12 protein-coding genes and 7 tRNA genes are annotated in these 15,094 nt (G+C 61.8%); 4 read left to right on the plus strand and 15 right to left on the minus strand.

From position 1 onward, the window contains the following. Positions 1–6: 6 nt before the first annotated feature. The 7 genes from DMX11_RS10745 to gltX form a co-directional block, all read right to left on the minus strand. Positions 7–82: transfer RNA gene (locus tag DMX11_RS10745), tRNA-Glu, on the minus strand. A gap of 42 nt (positions 83–124) precedes the next feature. Further along, positions 125–200 (minus strand) — tRNA-Ala (locus tag DMX11_RS10750). 61 nt (positions 201–261) lie between these two features. Continuing rightward, positions 262–337 (minus strand) — tRNA-Glu (locus tag DMX11_RS10755). Positions 338–378: 41 nt separating this feature from the next. Further along, positions 379–454 (minus strand) — tRNA-Ala (locus DMX11_RS10760). Between the two features lie 52 nt (positions 455–506). Beyond that, positions 507–582, minus strand: a tRNA-Glu gene (locus tag DMX11_RS10765). Between the two features lie 72 nt (positions 583–654). Then, positions 655–730 (minus strand) — tRNA-Ala (locus DMX11_RS10770). A 345-nt stretch (positions 731–1,075) separates the two neighbouring features. Then, complete coding sequence (gene gltX, locus DMX11_RS10775; protein ID WP_110744522.1) at positions 1,076–2,557, minus strand: glutamate--tRNA ligase; 1,482 nt, start codon at positions 2,555–2,557, stop codon at positions 1,076–1,078. 142 nt (positions 2,558–2,699) lie between these two features. Here gltX and DMX11_RS10780 point away from each other — a divergent pair, with 142 nt between their 5' ends. Together DMX11_RS10780 and DMX11_RS10785 are read left to right on the plus strand one after the other, a co-directional pair. Continuing rightward, positions 2,700–3,755, plus strand: a complete 1,056-nt coding sequence (locus tag DMX11_RS10780; RefSeq protein WP_110744523.1) for an HlyD family secretion protein — start codon at positions 2,700–2,702, stop codon at positions 3,753–3,755. A gap of 49 nt (positions 3,756–3,804) precedes the next feature. Then, positions 3,805–5,295, plus strand: coding sequence for an MDR family MFS transporter (locus tag DMX11_RS10785; RefSeq protein WP_177410735.1), 1,491 nt, complete (start codon positions 3,805–3,807; stop codon positions 5,293–5,295). A gap of 113 nt (positions 5,296–5,408) precedes the next feature. Here DMX11_RS10785 and uvrB read toward each other — a convergent pair whose 3' ends face one another. Beyond that, positions 5,409–7,424, minus strand: coding sequence for an excinuclease ABC subunit UvrB (uvrB, locus tag DMX11_RS10790; RefSeq protein ID WP_110744525.1), 2,016 nt, complete (start codon positions 7,422–7,424; stop codon positions 5,409–5,411). A 287-nt stretch (positions 7,425–7,711) separates the two neighbouring features. Here uvrB and DMX11_RS10795 point away from each other — a divergent pair, with 287 nt between their 5' ends. Together DMX11_RS10795 and DMX11_RS10800 are read left to right on the plus strand one after the other, a co-directional pair. Next, positions 7,712–8,908 carry an amino acid aminotransferase gene (locus tag DMX11_RS10795; RefSeq protein ID WP_110744526.1) on the plus strand — a complete coding sequence of 399 codons (1,197 nt, stop codon included), beginning with the start codon at positions 7,712–7,714 and terminating at the stop codon, positions 8,906–8,908. Between the two features lie 62 nt (positions 8,909–8,970). Then, positions 8,971–9,046: transfer RNA gene (locus tag DMX11_RS10800), tRNA-Asn, on the plus strand. Between the two features lie 348 nt (positions 9,047–9,394). Here the strand turns inward: DMX11_RS10800 and DMX11_RS10805 are convergent. From DMX11_RS10805 to tmk, 7 genes are all read right to left on the minus strand, one after another. Beyond that, positions 9,395–9,955, minus strand: coding sequence for a DUF1285 domain-containing protein (locus DMX11_RS10805; protein WP_110744527.1), 561 nt, complete (start codon positions 9,953–9,955; stop codon positions 9,395–9,397). Positions 9,956–9,965: 10 nt separating this feature from the next. Next, the gene (locus DMX11_RS10810) at positions 9,966–10,571 is read right to left on the minus strand and encodes a DUF4823 domain-containing protein (RefSeq protein WP_110744528.1); all 606 of its coding nucleotides are present in this window, start codon (positions 10,569–10,571) and stop codon (positions 9,966–9,968) included. Between the two features lie 66 nt (positions 10,572–10,637). Then, on the minus strand, positions 10,638–11,606 hold the full coding sequence (locus DMX11_RS10815; RefSeq protein ID WP_110744529.1) for a GTP 3',8-cyclase MoaA: 969 nt from the start codon (positions 11,604–11,606) through the stop codon (positions 10,638–10,640). 92 nt (positions 11,607–11,698) lie between these two features. Beyond that, a complete protein-coding gene (locus DMX11_RS10820; protein WP_003247170.1) occupies positions 11,699–12,334 on the minus strand; it encodes a TetR/AcrR family transcriptional regulator in 636 nt (211 codons plus the stop codon). Positions 12,335–12,663: 329 nt separating this feature from the next. Beyond that, on the minus strand, positions 12,664–13,446 hold the full coding sequence (locus DMX11_RS10825; protein WP_110744530.1) for a TatD family hydrolase: 783 nt from the start codon (positions 13,444–13,446) through the stop codon (positions 12,664–12,666). 31 nt (positions 13,447–13,477) lie between these two features. Next, entirely contained in the window at positions 13,478–14,464 is a 987-nt protein-coding gene (locus DMX11_RS10830; RefSeq protein WP_110744531.1) for a DNA polymerase III subunit delta', read from the minus strand. Next, positions 14,457–15,089 (minus strand): dTMP kinase, encoded by a 633-nt coding sequence (tmk, locus tag DMX11_RS10835; RefSeq protein WP_110744532.1) that lies wholly within the window; start codon positions 15,087–15,089, stop codon positions 14,457–14,459. Before tmk ends, DMX11_RS10830 begins: the two co-directional genes overlap by 8 nt. Positions 15,090–15,094: the final 5 nt, after the last annotated feature.

A 15,094-nucleotide genomic window follows, 5' to 3' on the forward strand; every position in this document is an offset into this window, starting at 1 on the left:
TAAAAATGGCGTCCCCTAGGGGACTCGAACCCCTGTTACCGCCGTGAAAGGGCGGTGTCCTAGGCCACTAGACGAAGGGGACGTAACCTTCGCGAAGATTCACTTGCGTGAACCCTGGCAGAAATGGTGGAGCTAAGCGGGATCGAACCGCTGACCTCCTGCATGCCATGCAGGCGCTCTCCCAGCTGAGCTATAGCCCCGAAACAAAAGGCTCATCAATAATCGACGAGCCTTTTTAAGCCCTGCAAAACGCAGGAAAAGTGGCGTCCCCTAGGGGACTCGAACCCCTGTTACCGCCGTGAAAGGGCGGTGTCCTAGGCCACTAGACGAAGGGGACGTAACCTTCGTGCCGATTCGCTAACGCGAACCGCGGCAAATTGGTGGAGCTAAGCGGGATCGAACCGCTGACCTCCTGCATGCCATGCAGGCGCTCTCCCAGCTGAGCTATAGCCCCGGATTTATAGCCTCGCGGCCCAGCGACATCTGAAACATCGCTTGTGCAAAACTGGCGTCCCCTAGGGGACTCGAACCCCTGTTACCGCCGTGAAAGGGCGGTGTCCTAGGCCACTAGACGAAGGGGACGAACCTTCTTACCTTCAAGACCCGGTTGCTGGACCCGGTCTTGCTCATCAGCCTTGGCTGCTAAGCGGAATTTGGTGGAGCTAAGCGGGATCGAACCGCTGACCTCCTGCATGCCATGCAGGCGCTCTCCCAGCTGAGCTATAGCCCCACAATGTCGCTCTGAACCGAATCGCTGGCTGGGTGCCTTGCGCTTCGTTTTCGTTCATCGCTGTGGACGGGGCGCATATTAAGATCGGATTGCAGGGCTGTCAAACTAATTTTCAAAAATATCCAAAAATTTTTTCACAGATAACAATCACTTACCGCCCTGCTCCACTCAATCCGGCCACTTGGCCCTCAGGAAAATGCCTGTGGGAGCGGCCTTGTGTCGCGAAAGGGCCGCAAAGCGGCCCCGGCGGTTTTGCGTCGAATCAAAGATTGTGGGACCGCGTTGCGGTCCTTTCGCGACACAAGGCCGCTCCCACAGTGCTCAACAGCGGTGTTCGGAACGCAGTCAGGCGATGGAAGCCAGCAGCTTTTCCCACTCTTTGTTTTCTTTCTTCGACACGCCACCCAGCAGGTCCAGGGCCTGACGCAGGCGGTAGCGAGTCAGGTCCGGGCCGAGGATTTCCATGGCGTCCAGGACCGATACCGAGCTTGCCTGGCCAGTGATGGCGGCGAACATCAGCGGCATGGCATCACGCAGCTTCAGCTCCAGCGCCTCGACCACAGCCTGGATGCAGCCGGTGATGCGCTCTTTTTCCCACTGGCGCAGGCTCTCGAGCTTCCACAGGATCAGCTGAATCACCTGGCGCACCTGGTCGGCCGACAGTTTCTTGCTTTCGAACAGCTTGGCGTCCAGCTTCAGCGCGCCTTCGAAGAAGAACCCGCCCAGCGGGGCAACCTGGCTGAACGTTTCGACCCTGCCTTGCACGTGCGGGGCGATCTTCATCATGTAGTCGCTGTTGAACGCCCACTTCTGCAGCCGTGCGGCGAACGCCTCTACCGGTAGCTCGCGCAGCCACTGGCCATTGAGCCAGGACAGCTTTTCGATGTCGAAGATCGGGCCGCCCAGCGAGATACGCGACAGGTCGAAGTGCTCGACCATTTCCGCCAGCGAGAATTTCTCGCGCTCGTCCGGCATCGACCAGCCCATGCGGCCCAGGTAGTTGAGCATGGCTTCAGGCATGAAGCCCATGCGCTCGTAGAAGGTGACCGAGGTCGGGTTCTTGCGCTTGGACAGCTTGGATTTGTCCGGGTTACGCAGCAGCGGCATGTAGCACAGCTTGGGCTGCTCCCAGCCGAAGTACTCGTAAAGCTTGATCAGCTTGGGCGCCGATGGCAGCCATTCTTCGCCGCGCAACACATGAGTGATGCCCATCAGGTGGTCGTCGACCACGTTGGCCAGGAAGTACGTCGGCAGGCCGTCGTTCTTCATCAGCACCTGCATGTCCATGCGGTCCCACGGGATTTCGACATCGCCACGCAGCATGTCAGGTACCACGCAGATACCTTCGCTCGGCACCTTCATGCGGATCACGTGTGGCTCGCCAGCGTCCAGGCGACGCTGTACTTCTTCGGCGCTCAGCAGCAGCGCTCGGCCGTCGTAGCGCGGGGTTTCGCCGCGGGCTTGCTGCTCGGCGCGCATCTGCTCCAGCTCTTCGGCGGTGCAGAAACAGTAGAAGGCGTGGCCGGCGTCAACCAGTTCCTTGGCGTACTTGGCGTAGATTTCGCCACGCTCGCTCTGCCGGTACGGGCCATGCGGGCCGCCAACGTCCGGGCCTTCGTTCCATTCGATGCCGAGCCAGCGCAGGGCGTCGAAGATCTGCTGTTCCGACTCGCGCGTGGAGCGCAGCTGGTCGGTGTCTTCGATGCGCAGGATGAACTCACCGCCGTGCTGCTTGGCAAAGCAGTAGTTGAACAGGGCGATGTAGGCAGTGCCGACATGGGGGTCGCCGGTAGGCGATGGCGCGATACGCGTGCGTACGGTGGTCATGGGAGTCTCGAACGAAAGATGAAACAAAGGCGGGATGTTAGCAGGAGGCAGGCACCGGGCTCCAGCAATGGCGCGAACGTCACTTGCCGACTGGCCATGTGCCGCTGTTAAATTTATTTACATTTCTGGAACGACCGTACCCATGCCTGCCCAACTCAAGCGCCGCCTGGCGATCTTCTTTACCCTGGTGGCCATCATCGCCCTCGCCTTCCTGGCCCACTGGTATTTCAAGGGCCGCTTCTACGAGAGTACCGACAACGCCTACGTGCAGGGCGAGATTACCCGTATCTCCAGCCAGCTCGGCGCCCGTATCGACAGCGTGCCGGTCGAGGACAACCAGCACGTCAACAAGGGCGACCTGCTGGTACGCCTGGAAGCCGCCGACTTCGAGCTGGCGATCGAGCGCGCCCGCGCCGCCCTGGCGACCCGCGAAGCCGAATATGCCCAGGCACAAAGCCGCCTGACCCAGCAAGGCAGCCTGATTGCCGCAGGTCAGGCCCAGGTGGCGGCCAACCAGGCCACCTTCGACCGTTCACGGCTGGACCTCAGCCGCGCGGAAAAACTGCGCAAGCCCGGGTTTGTCTCTGAAGAGCGAGTCACTACCCTGTCGGCCGACAGCCATGTCGCCGGCTCGCAGGTCGACAAGGCCCGCGCCGACCTGCAAAGCCAGCGCCAGCAGGTCAACGCACTCACGGCCGACCTGAAACGCCTCGATGCCCAAATCGCCAATGCCCGCGCCGACCTGGCTCAAGCCGAACTGAACCTGAGCCGCTGCGAGATCCGCGCGCCGATCAGCGGCACCATCGGCCAGCGCAACGCACGCAATGGCCAGGTAGTGCAGGCTGGCGCCTACCTGCTGTCGATCGTGCCCGACGAAGACATCTGGGTGCAGGCCAACTTCAAGGAAACCCAGATCGGCCACATGCAGCCCGGCCAACGCGCCGAACTGGAGTTCGACAGCTACCCCGATACGCCAATCGAAGCACGGGTCGAAAGCCTGTTCGCCGCTTCAGGTGCGCAGTTCAGCCTGTTGCCGCCGGACAACGCCACCGGCAACTTCACCAAGGTGGTGCAGCGCATCCCGGTAAAACTCACGTTCCGCGCCGATAACCCATTGCGCGGGCGCATCCGCCCCGGCATGTCGGTCACCGCCACCGTCGACCTGCGCAACGAAGACGACGGCCACGATGGCCGGTGATCAACTGCTGCGCCCTACCGCGGAGCCAAGCCGACGCGACTGGATCGCGGTGATGAGCGTGATGCTCGGCGCCTTCATGGCCGTGCTGGACATCCAGATCACCAACTCTTCGCTGAAAGACATCCAGGGCGCCCTGTCGGCCACCCTGGAAGAAGGCTCGTGGATTTCCACCTCGTACCTGGTCGCGGAAATCATCATGATCCCGCTGACCGCCTGGCTGGTGCAGCTGCTGTCGGCACGGCGCCTGGCGGTCTGGGTGTCCGCCGGTTTCCTGCTGTCGTCCTTGCTGTGCTCGATGGCCTGGAACCTGGAAAGCATGATCCTGTTCCGTGCCCTGCAGGGTTTTACCGGCGGGGCGCTGATCCCGCTGGCGTTTACCCTGACCCTGATCAAGCTGCCCGAACACCACCGCGCCAAAGGCATGGCAATGTTCGCCATGACCGCTACCTTCGCCCCGTCCATCGGCCCTACCCTGGGCGGCTGGCTGACCGAAAACTGGGGCTGGGAGTACATCTTCTACATCAACATCCCGCCAGGCCTGGTGATGATCGCCGGACTCCTGTACGGGCTGGAGAAGAAAGAGGCGCACTGGGAGCTGCTGAAAAGCACCGATTATGCCGGCATCCTCACCCTGGGCCTGGGCTTGGGCTGCCTGCAGGTATTTCTTGAGGAAGGCCACCGCAAGGACTGGCTGGAATCGCACCTGATCGTCGGCCTGGGCAGCGTCGCGCTGGTCAGCCTGATCACCTTCGTCATCCTGCAGTTTTCCAAACCGCACCCGTTGATCAACCTGCGCATCCTCGGTAACCGCAACTTCGGCCTGTCGAGCATCGCCAGCCTGGGCATGGGCGTAGGGCTGTACGGGTCCATCTACCTGCTGCCGTTGTACCTGGCACAGGTGCAGGGCTACAACGCCTTGCAGATTGGCGAGGTGATCATGTGGATGGGGATACCGCAGCTGTTCCTGATACCGCTGGTGCCGCAACTGATGAAGGTGATATCGCCCAAGATACTCTGCGCGCTGGGGTTTTGCCTGTTCGGCGCCGCCAGTTTCGGTTCGGGGGTGCTCAACCCGGACTTCGCCGGGCCGCAGTTCAACCATATCCAGATCATCCGCGCCCTGGGCCAGCCGATGATCATGGTGACCATTTCGCTGATTGCCACCGCGTATATCCAACAACAGGACGCAGGCTCCGCATCGAGCCTGTTCAATATCTTGCGTAACCTCGGTGGCGCGATTGGTATTGCCTTGCTGGCTACCCTGCTGGATGCGCGCACCAAGGTGTATTTCGATTACCTGCGCGAATCGGTGGTGCCGAGCAACCCGCAGGTGGCAGAACGGCTTGCGCAGTTGGCGGAGCGACTGGGTAGTGACAATGCGGCGCTGGGCAAGCTTAGCGAGATTACCCACCAGCAAGCGCTGATCATGGCTTACAACGATGCCTTCCACTTTGTCGGGATCGGCTTGGCGGTGAGCATGGTGGCGGTGTTGCTGACCCGGAAGCTGCCGGAGGGGTTGAAGGCAGGGGAAGCACACTGAGCCAATTTCAGATGATCTGCGATGCCAGTGGGGCGGGCGAGCCCGCGAACACCGGCGCAGCCGGTGCCAGACACCGCGTAGAATTCTTCGCGGGCACGCCCGTTCCCACAGGATCAGCTGGTAATCAAGCGCTCCCGCAGTTGGGTAATCTCGTCGCGCAACTGCGCCGCGGCCTCGAATTCCAGATCACGGGCGAACTGCATCATTTTCTCTTCCAGCTGCTTGATACGCTTGGTGATCTCGCCCGGCGTGCGCAGTTCGGCTTCGTAGCGGGCGCTCTCCTCTGCCGCCTTGGCCATACCCTTGCGCTTCTTGCTGCGCGCACCGGGCACCGTGGCACCTTCCATGATGTCGGTAATGTCCTTGACCACGCCCTTGGGCACGATGCCGTTGGCTTCGTTGAAGGCGATCTGCTTCTCGCGGCGGCGCTCGGTTTCGTCGATGGCGCGCTGCATCGAGCCGGTGACGTTATCGGCGTACAGGATTGCCCGGCCATTGAGGTTACGCGCCGCACGACCAATGGTCTGGATCAGCGAGCGCTCGGAACGCAGGAAGCCCTCCTTGTCGGCATCGAGGATCGCCACCAGCGAAACCTCAGGCATGTCCAGGCCTTCACGCAGCAGGTTGATACCCACTAGCACGTCAAAGGTACCCAGGCGCAAGTCGCGGATGATCTCCACCCGCTCCACGGTGTCGATGTCCGAGTGCAGATAGCGTACCCGCACGTCGTGATCGGCCAGGTAATCGGTCAGGTCTTCAGCCATGCGCTTGGTCAGGGTGGTGGCCAGGACCCGGTCGCCCTGTGCCACCCGCTTGCGGATTTCCGACAGCAAGTCATCGACCTGGGTCAACGCGGGGCGCACCTCGACCTGCGGGTCGACCAGGCCGGTCGGCCGCACCACTTGCTCAACCACGCGCCCGGCGTGTTCGGCCTCGTAGGGGCCTGGGGTGGCAGAAACGAAGATGGTCTGCGGGCTCACGTCCTCCCACTCATCGAAACGCATCGGCCGGTTATCCAGTGCCGACGGCATGCGGAAGCCATACTCCACCAGTGTTTCCTTGCGCGAGCGGTCGCCCTTGTACATGGCGCCGACCTGCGGAACGCTGACGTGGGACTCGTCGATCACCAGCAGTGCGTCGGCCGGCAGGTAGTCGTACAAGGTGGGTGGCGGAGCGCCGGCAGGCCGACCGGACAGGTAGCGCGAGTAGTTCTCGATGCCGTTGCAGTAGCCCAGCTCCAGGATCATCTCCAGGTCGAAGCGGGTACGCTGCTCCAGGCGCTGGGCTTCTACCAGCTTGTTGGCCTTGTGCAAGTATTCCAGGCGTTCCTTCAACTCCTCCTTGATACCCTCCACGGCCTCCAGCAGGGTTTCCCGCGGGGTGACGTAGTGGCTCTTGGGGTAGAAGGTGAACCGCGGCAGCTTGCGGAAGACCTCCCCCGTCAGCGGGTCGAAGGCGGCGATGTTCTCCACTTCGTCATCGAACAGCTCGATGCGGATCGCCTCCAGGTCCGATTCGGCCGGGAAGATGTCGATCACGTCGCCACGCACGCGGAAGGTGGCGCGGGCGAAGTCCATCTCGTTGCGGGTGTACTGCAGGTCAGCCAGGCGGCGCAGCAGGGCACGCTGATCAAGCTTGTCGCCGCGGTCCACGTGCAGGACCATCTTCAGGTAAGTCTCGGGGCTGCCCAGGCCGTAGATGCACGACACCGTGGTGACGATGATCGCGTCACGCCGCTCCAGCAGTGCCTTGGTCGCCGACAGGCGCATCTGCTCGATGTGGTCGTTGATCGAGGCGTCCTTCTCGATGAAGGTATCCGACGACGGCACGTAGGCTTCCGGCTGGTAGTAGTCGTAGTAGGAAACGAAATACTCCACCGCATTGTTGGGGAAGAACGCCTTGAATTCGCCATACAACTGCGCCGCCAGGGTCTTGTTCGGTGCCAGCACCAGGGTCGGGCGCTGTACCTGCTGAATGACGTTGGCGATGCTGAAGGTCTTGCCCGAGCCGGTCACCCCGAGCAGCGTCTGGTGCGACAAACCGGCCTCGATGCCCTCGACCATCTGGCGGATGGCCTCGGGCTGGTCGCCGGCCGGCTGGAAACGGGTGACGAGCTGGAACTCGGACATGACGGACCTCGCGGCGCTGCAGTAACTGTAAATTTAGCCAGTAGTCTATACCCAAATGCCGCCCTCAGGGTGCGCTTTCAAGGCATACCTGTGAACGGGTATTACGGTGGACCGGGCAAATAGACCAATGGTCAAAAAATATTTGCGCAAATAGCTGGAAAAGCTGCGCCAGAGTGTCGCGGTGACCGGTCCGTATCACTATACTGACTCCCCGTTTGTGCACCGCTTCAGTGCATTCGGCTGGAGCGTGTACGCCCTATCACTCTCCAATCAGAGCCGAAGTAACAATGAGCCTGTTTTCCGCTGTCGAGCTGGCACCCCGCGACCCTATTTTGGGCCTCAACGAAGCATTCAACGCCGACCCACGTACCGACAAGGTCAACCTGGGCGTAGGCGTGTATTGCAATGAGGAAGGCCGCATTCCGCTGCTGCGTGCCGTGATCGAAGCCGAGACCCAGCGTGCCGCCCAGCACGCCTCGCGCGGCTACCTGCCGATCGACGGCATTGCCACCTACGACCAGGCCGTGCAAAAGCTGCTGTTCGGCGCCGAATCGCCACTGCTGGCCGCTGGCCGCGTGGTTACCGTGCAGGCCGTCGGTGGTACCGGTGCACTGAAGATCGGCGCCGACTTCCTCAAGCGTATCTCGCCGAACGCCGTGGTTGCCATCAGCGACCCGAGCTGGGAAAACCACCGCGCGCTGTTCGAGTCGGCCGGTTTCCCGGTCCAGACCTACCGTTACTACGATGCGCCGACCAACGACGTCAATCGCGCCGGTATGCTCGAAGACCTCAACGCCCTGCCGTCTGGCTCGATCGTGGTGCTGCACGCCTGCTGCCACAACCCGACCGGTGTCGACCTGAACCTGGAAGACTGGAAAAACGTGCTGGAAGTGGTCAAGGCCAAAGGCCACGTACCGTTCCTCGACATGGCCTACCAAGGTTTCGGTGACGGCATCGCCGAAGACGCCTTCGCCGTGCGCCTGTTCGCCGAATCGGGTTTGGAGTTCTTCGTCTCCAGCTCGTTCTCCAAGTCGTTCTCGCTGTACGGCGAGCGCGTCGGTGCGCTGTCGGTGGTCACCGCCTCCAAGGACGAAAGCACCCGTGTGCTGTCGCAGGTCAAGCGCGTGATCCGCACCACCTACTCCAACCCGCCAACCCACGGCGCTACCATCGTTGCCACCGTGCTGAACAGCGCCGAACTGCGCCAGATGTGGGAAACCGAGCTGGCCGAAATGCGCGACCGTATCCACGGCATGCGCAAGCAGATGGTTGCGCTGCTGGCCGAATACGGCGCAAACCGCGACTTCAGCTTCGTAGGTCGCCAGGTGGGCATGTTCTCTTACTCGGGCCTGACCGTTGAACAAGTCGCCCGCCTGAAGAACGACTTCGGCATCTACGCGCTGGACACCGGCCGTATCGCCGTGGCCGCGCTGAACCAGAGCAATATCCACGTGGTCACCAAGGCTATCGTCGAAGTGCTGTAACTGATTGATTTGTCAGGGGGTGGCTTGACTTCCCCCTGACAATCAGTAAGATACGCGCAGATTCCGCGATAGCTCAGTCGGTAGAGCAAATGACTGTTAATCATTGGGTCCCTGGTTCGAGTCCAGGTCGCGGAGCCAGACACTGAAAAAGCCCCCGGGTGCGCAAGCAACCGGGGGCTTTTTCGTTGTTCACCGGAAGTATGTCAGCGCCTGGTAGATCGAGCGCCGCCCACGCGGCGCATCGCGAGCTGCGCTCGCTCCTACGTTTGTTTCGGGCCAGTAACGCCTGTGGCAGGCTCGCGCGACCGCCTTGTTTGTTCGACGCAATATCGCCATGCGCCAAGGCGTTCGCGCGCAAAGCCCCCAGGAATAATTGGCCCGAAACAAACGTAGGAGCGAGCGCAGCTCGCGATGCGCCGCGCGGGCGGCGCTCGATCTACCAGGCAGCACAAAACTCAAGGCATGCGCCTTCCAGCTCCAGAGCCCTCAACTACTGCGGCCAATCGGGTAAAACCCCCCCCGGCTCCATACGCCCAACCACTCCTCCCCCTCGATCACACGCGGCACCGCCAGTTCCACCAGCTGGTAAAACACATTGCGATGTATCAGCGCTTCAAGGTTGCTGCGCATCAACACATACGGCGATGGCTCTTGCGTCACCGGGTCGATCACTACCCGCAAGGGATTATCCGGCCCGGCCTCGACCTGGTCTTCGACATTGCTGGTAAAGCGCAGCACCTGCTGTTCGCCTTCGCCCTGCACCTCCAGCAGCACGGCCACGAACGGCGCATCGTCGACACGAATGCCAACCTTCTCTACCGGGGTAACCAGGAAATAGTCATCGCCGTCGCGGCGAATGATGGTAGAGAACAGCCGCACCATCGGCTTGCGCCCGATCGGCGTGCCCAGGTAGTACCAGGTACCATCGCGGGCGATGCGCATGTCGATGTCACCGCAGAAATCCGGATGCCACAGGTGCACTGGCGGCAGGCCCTTGGCCTTGGGGATCTGTGCCAGAAGGTCACTGGCCTTGCCGGAGTCGCTCATCACGCTTGCCTCATTCACTCATGCCCAGGAGGCTACGAGCGTACTCGCGCATCGGCGCACCAAGCAAATCCTCGGGGGTTTTGTCGTGGAACGTCAACAAACCGCCACGGCTCTTGATGCGTGCGGTGTCGATCAGGTAGCGGGTATTGGTTTCTATCAACATCATCTGCACCACCCCACTGTCCCAGCCCAGGCGGTCAACGGCTTGTTCGTCATACCACTCGTCGCCATTGCCGATGCGGTCGTCGGTGCGGGCAAAACGGGTATAGAGCACGTAGTCGGCGCCCACCGAGCGGGCTTGGGCAATGGCCTCTTCCAGGCCCAGTGGTCCTTGGGCGCGACGCACCAGCGGAAAGTACTCGATGAAGCTTTTGAACGCCTGCTCGGCCACGGCATTCTGCCGGGGCACCGGCCCTTTACCAGGTGGGACGAACGCGCCCTGGCCGATGAAGATGAACGAATCCGGCTGCAAGCGAATCGACAGGGTACGCCGGGTGTCACTGTGGTCCAGCAGCCCCGCATCGCTCATGTGATAGCGGACACCCTCGCCCATATCGCTGACATTCATGCAACCACCCAGCGCCATCAGCGCCAGCGGCAAGACCAGGCTACGCATCTTTCCTCCAATGGCCGGCGACGAAAAACCGGCGGATAGCCGGCGGATGCAGCTTTTGCGCCAGCTTCAGCCGCCAATCACCTTCATGATCGTCACGCCGCCGGAAAACGCCAGGTCCTGCTTGTCTGCCAGCGCCTTGACCAACAACCGTTGCAAGGCCGGCAGCGCCTGGTGGCGCGGTTTTTCCAGCAGGTCGCCAATGAAGTGGCGATTGCCAGACGACAAGCAACCATGCAGCCAGCCCGTTGACGACAACCGTAACCGCGAACAGGTACGGCAAAACGGCACGCTTTCGTTGGCAATGATGCCGAAGTGGCCCTGGCCTGGGATGTGATAGCGCATGGCGGTAGCGTCCAGTGGAGCGTCCACTTGTGTGTACGCATGCTTGCCGCCAATCAGCGCCAGCAGCTGGTCGAGGCCGACAAATTGCTGTACGAAGGCATTGTGGTCACGGGCCAGGTGGCCCATGCGCATCAGTTCGATGAAGCGCAGTTCGAAGCCACGCCCCAGGCAGTAATCCAGCAGCGGCAGCACCTGGTCGAGGTTGTGTCCACGCATGGGCACCATATTCACCTTGACTCGCATGCCCAGAGCGCTAGCGCGCTCCATTCCGTCCAACACGCTGGCCAGGTCGCCGCCCCGAGCGATTTGACGGAAAGCCAGCGGGTCAAGGGTGTCGAGGGAAACATTCAGCCGGCGAATTCCAGCCGCCTGCAGTTGCGGCAACTTGCGAGTCAGTAGCTGGCCATTGGTGGTCAGGGAAATGCCGTCGAGGTCGAGTTTGGCCACGGCAACCAGAAAGGCATCCAGGCGTGGGCTGACCAACGGCTCACCACCAGTGATGCGCAGGCGCTCGATGCCCGCTGCTTCGATCAGGTAGGCCACGCCACGGGCCAGTGCATCCGCCGACAGTTCATCCTGCGCTGCCACCAGGCGCTTGCCGTCAGGTACGCAGTAGGTGCAAGCGTAGTTGCAGGCAGCCGTCAGGCTGACGCGCAGGTTGCGAAATCGCCTGCCTTGACGATCGACGATCATGGATGACTCCGGCATGGATGAAGGGGCCGGCAAAAGCTGACTCATAAATCAGGTTTTTGCAAGCCCCAAGCAATGCCGAGCTCAGGAATGTTTCAGTTCGACGGCTCCGGGTCGCGCTTGCGCTTGTTGCCCATGCGCACGCCGATGTCCATCAAGAACTGGAAGAAGCCTTCCTGGTCTTCCAGCACGTTGCTCCAGAACGGCGAGTGGTACAGGGCCACAGCGCCATGCACCAGCGCCCAGGCGGCACAGTAGTGGAAGTAAGGCGGCACGTCTTCAAGCTTGCCTTCGCTGATACGGCCCTTGATGAGCTGGGTCAACCGGTCGAAGTTCGAGGCGCGAATGCTGTGCAGTTGTTCGACCATTTCCGGTACCTGGTTGCCCTTGACGACCTTTTCTTCAAGGCGGTCGAACAGCCGGTAACGTTGAGGGTCGCGCATGCGGAACTCGAAGTAGGCACGCGACAGGGCTTCCTTGTCGCGGTCAACGTCGGCCGAGTGCAACAGCTCGTTCAGGTCGCGCTCGTAGTCGAGCATCAGGCGCAGGTAAATCTCCGCCTTGGACTTGAAGTGCTTGTAGATCGTGCCTTTGCCGATGCCCACGGCGTCGGCGATCATCTCGACGGTGACGCTGTCTTCACCCTGTTCAAGAAACAGTTTTAGCGCGGTGTCGAGGATTTCCTGTTCGCGACGGCGAAACTCACGGACCTTACGAGGTTCTTTCTGCATGGGAAGGACTGGATGACAATCGAAGCGGTTTATTATGCCTAACTTGCGGGAAATTGCACGGATCATCCAAGCATGTCTGTGTTTCACGATGCTTACGGCCATGCGCTGCGGGAGGAATGGGACGTCGACGTATTCCAAATCTGTTTAAAAAACGACCAACAGGCACTGGCACTGCGCCAAAGCTGACCAATACTTGAAGTGTTGGCGCGGCGCATCCCCCCCAAGTGGCGCGCCGATAAAGGTGCTCAGGGACCGCGTACCTTTGTTTTACTCCTAATGGTCTTAACCCGGATTCCCCCCCCAGAACCCGGGTTTTTTTTTGCCGAGAATCAGGCCACCCGCGCCAACGGGAACAACCGCTTGAAGTTGGCAGTGGTCTGCTCGGCCAGCTGCTCATAACTGGCCCCCCGCAACGAAGCCACATACTCCGCCACTTCCCGCACATACTGCGGCAAATTCGGCTTGCCACGGTACGGAATGGGTGCCAGATACGGCGAATCGGTCTCTACCAGCAAGCGATCGACCGGCACCTGCCGTGCCACTTCGCGCAGGGCATCGGCATTGCGGAAGGTAACGATGCCCGACAGCGAAATGTAATACCCCAGGTCCAGCGCCGCCTTGGCCATGTCCCAGTCTTCGGTAAAGCAGTGCAAGACGCCCGCTTGCGGCAGGTTCGCCTCACGCAGCAGCGCCAGGGTATCGGCACGTGCCGCCCGGGTATGCACGATCACCGGCTTGCCGGTCTGCCGCGAGGCCTCCAGGTGCAAGCGGAACGAAGCCTGCTGCAACGCTGCCGCCTCCGGCTCGTAATGGTAATCCAAGCCGGTCTCGCCAATCGCCACCACATGCGGATGGGCCAGCTCGCGCAGCAGCCATTCCAGCGCCGGGGTCTCGCCCGGGGCCAGGTCTAGCGGGTGCACACCCACCGAGCAGTCGACGTCAGCGTACTGCTCGCTCAGCGCCTTCACCGCGCCGGCGTTCTCGGCACTGACGCCAATGCAAAGGAAATGCCCTACCCCACGGTCACGCGCCGCCTGCAGGGCAGCGTCGAGCGAGCCCTGGTGGGCACTGAGGTCTAGGCGATCGAGGTGGCAATGAGAATCTACGAGCATGGGATAACAGCACACATGAAAAAAGTAAAAATCAGCGGGCGCCCGGCAGTTGCAGCCAGTGGGCCAGCAGCGATTCAAGCAACAGGGCACGGTTCAGGTTGGCCTTGCCCAGCACCTTCTGGCGCTGCTCCAGAACCCAAGCCTGCACTTCCAGCACCTTGGTCTGACGGCTTTTCTGCGCCAGGTATTGCACGACCTTGCGCATGTCGGCCAAGCCTAAACCCTCTTCGTCCTGGGTCAACTGGTAGCGCAAGATCAGGTGCGCCCACTCACAGAACCAGTCGAACAGCAGCAGCAGCGGCACGCCGCTCCAGGCATCGGCCAACTGGCTGGGCGATTGCTGCTGTTTCAGCAGCTTCTTCACCCCGTCAGTCACCAGCGCGCGCTGCTCGCGCACACCTTGCGCCTGCAGGCTCACTGCCATCAACGGCGAACCGGCGGCCAGGGTCAGCAGCTCGACGCGTTCGGCCTCGTCACTGTCAGGGAGCGCATCGGCCAACCAGGCCTGGCTCTGGGCCAGGCTTGGCTGCGGGCAAGCCACTTGCTGGCAACGACTCTTGATCGTCGGCAACAACCGGCTGGGCTGATGGGTAACCAGCAGCAGCACCGTATCGCCGGATGGCTCTTCGAGACTTTTCAGCAGTGCGTTGGAAGCGTTGATGTTCATCGCCTCCACCGGCTCGATCAGCACCACCTTGCGCCCGCCCAACTGTGCGGTCTGCACCACGAAGGCCACCAGTTCACGTACCTGGTCAACTTTGATCGGCTTGTCAGCCTCCTCGGGCTCAAGGACGAAATTGTCCGGGTGGCTGCCGGCCTTCAGCAACAGGCAGGACTTGCACCCGCCACAGGCGTCCAGGCCCTGAGGCTGCTGGCACAGCAAGCGGGCCATCAGGCGCTCGGCCATGGCCCGCTTGCCGATGCCCTGCGGCCCGTGCAGCAGGTAGGCATGGGCATGCTGGCGGCGCCCAGCCAGTTGCTGCCAGAGCGCCTGCTGCCAGGGGTAGGCCTCAGCCACGGCAACGCTCCACGATGGCCGGCAGCAGCGCGTCGATGGCGCGCTGCACTGCCTCCAGCGATTGTGCGGCATCGAGCAGGTTATAGCGCTGCGGTTCGCGCTGGGCTCGTTGCAGGTAGGCCTGGCGTACGGCTTCGAAGAACCCCTGGCCTTCCTGTTCGAAACGGTCCAGACGGCCCCGGGCGGCGGCGCGGGCCAGGCCCACTTCCACTGGCAAGTCGAATACCAAGGTAAGGTCCGGGCGCAAGTCACCCTGGACGAATTGCTCCAGCGTGGCGATCCGCTCGACCGATAACCCACGCCCGCCGCCTTGGTAGGCGTAAGTGGCATCGGTAAACCGGTCGCACAGGACAACGGCTCCGCGCGCCAGGGCCGGGCGGATCACCTGGGCCAGGTGCTGGGCACGTGCGGCGAACACCAGCAACAGCTCGGTATCGGCAGCCATATTTTCTTCAGTGGGGGCCAGTAGCAGCTCACGCACCTTTTCCGCCAACGGCGTACCACCGGGCTCCCGGGTCAGCACCACGTCAAGGCCGTGCTCGCGCAAGCGCGCTGCCAAGTAGTCGCGATTGGTGCTCTTGCCCGCGCCCTCGGGGCCTTCCAAAGTAATAAACAAGCCGTTCACAGGCA

Source organism: Pseudomonas sp. LB-090624, assembly GCF_003205205.1.
In the GTDB taxonomy this organism is placed as follows: Bacteria; Pseudomonadota; Gammaproteobacteria; order Pseudomonadales; family Pseudomonadaceae; genus Aquipseudomonas.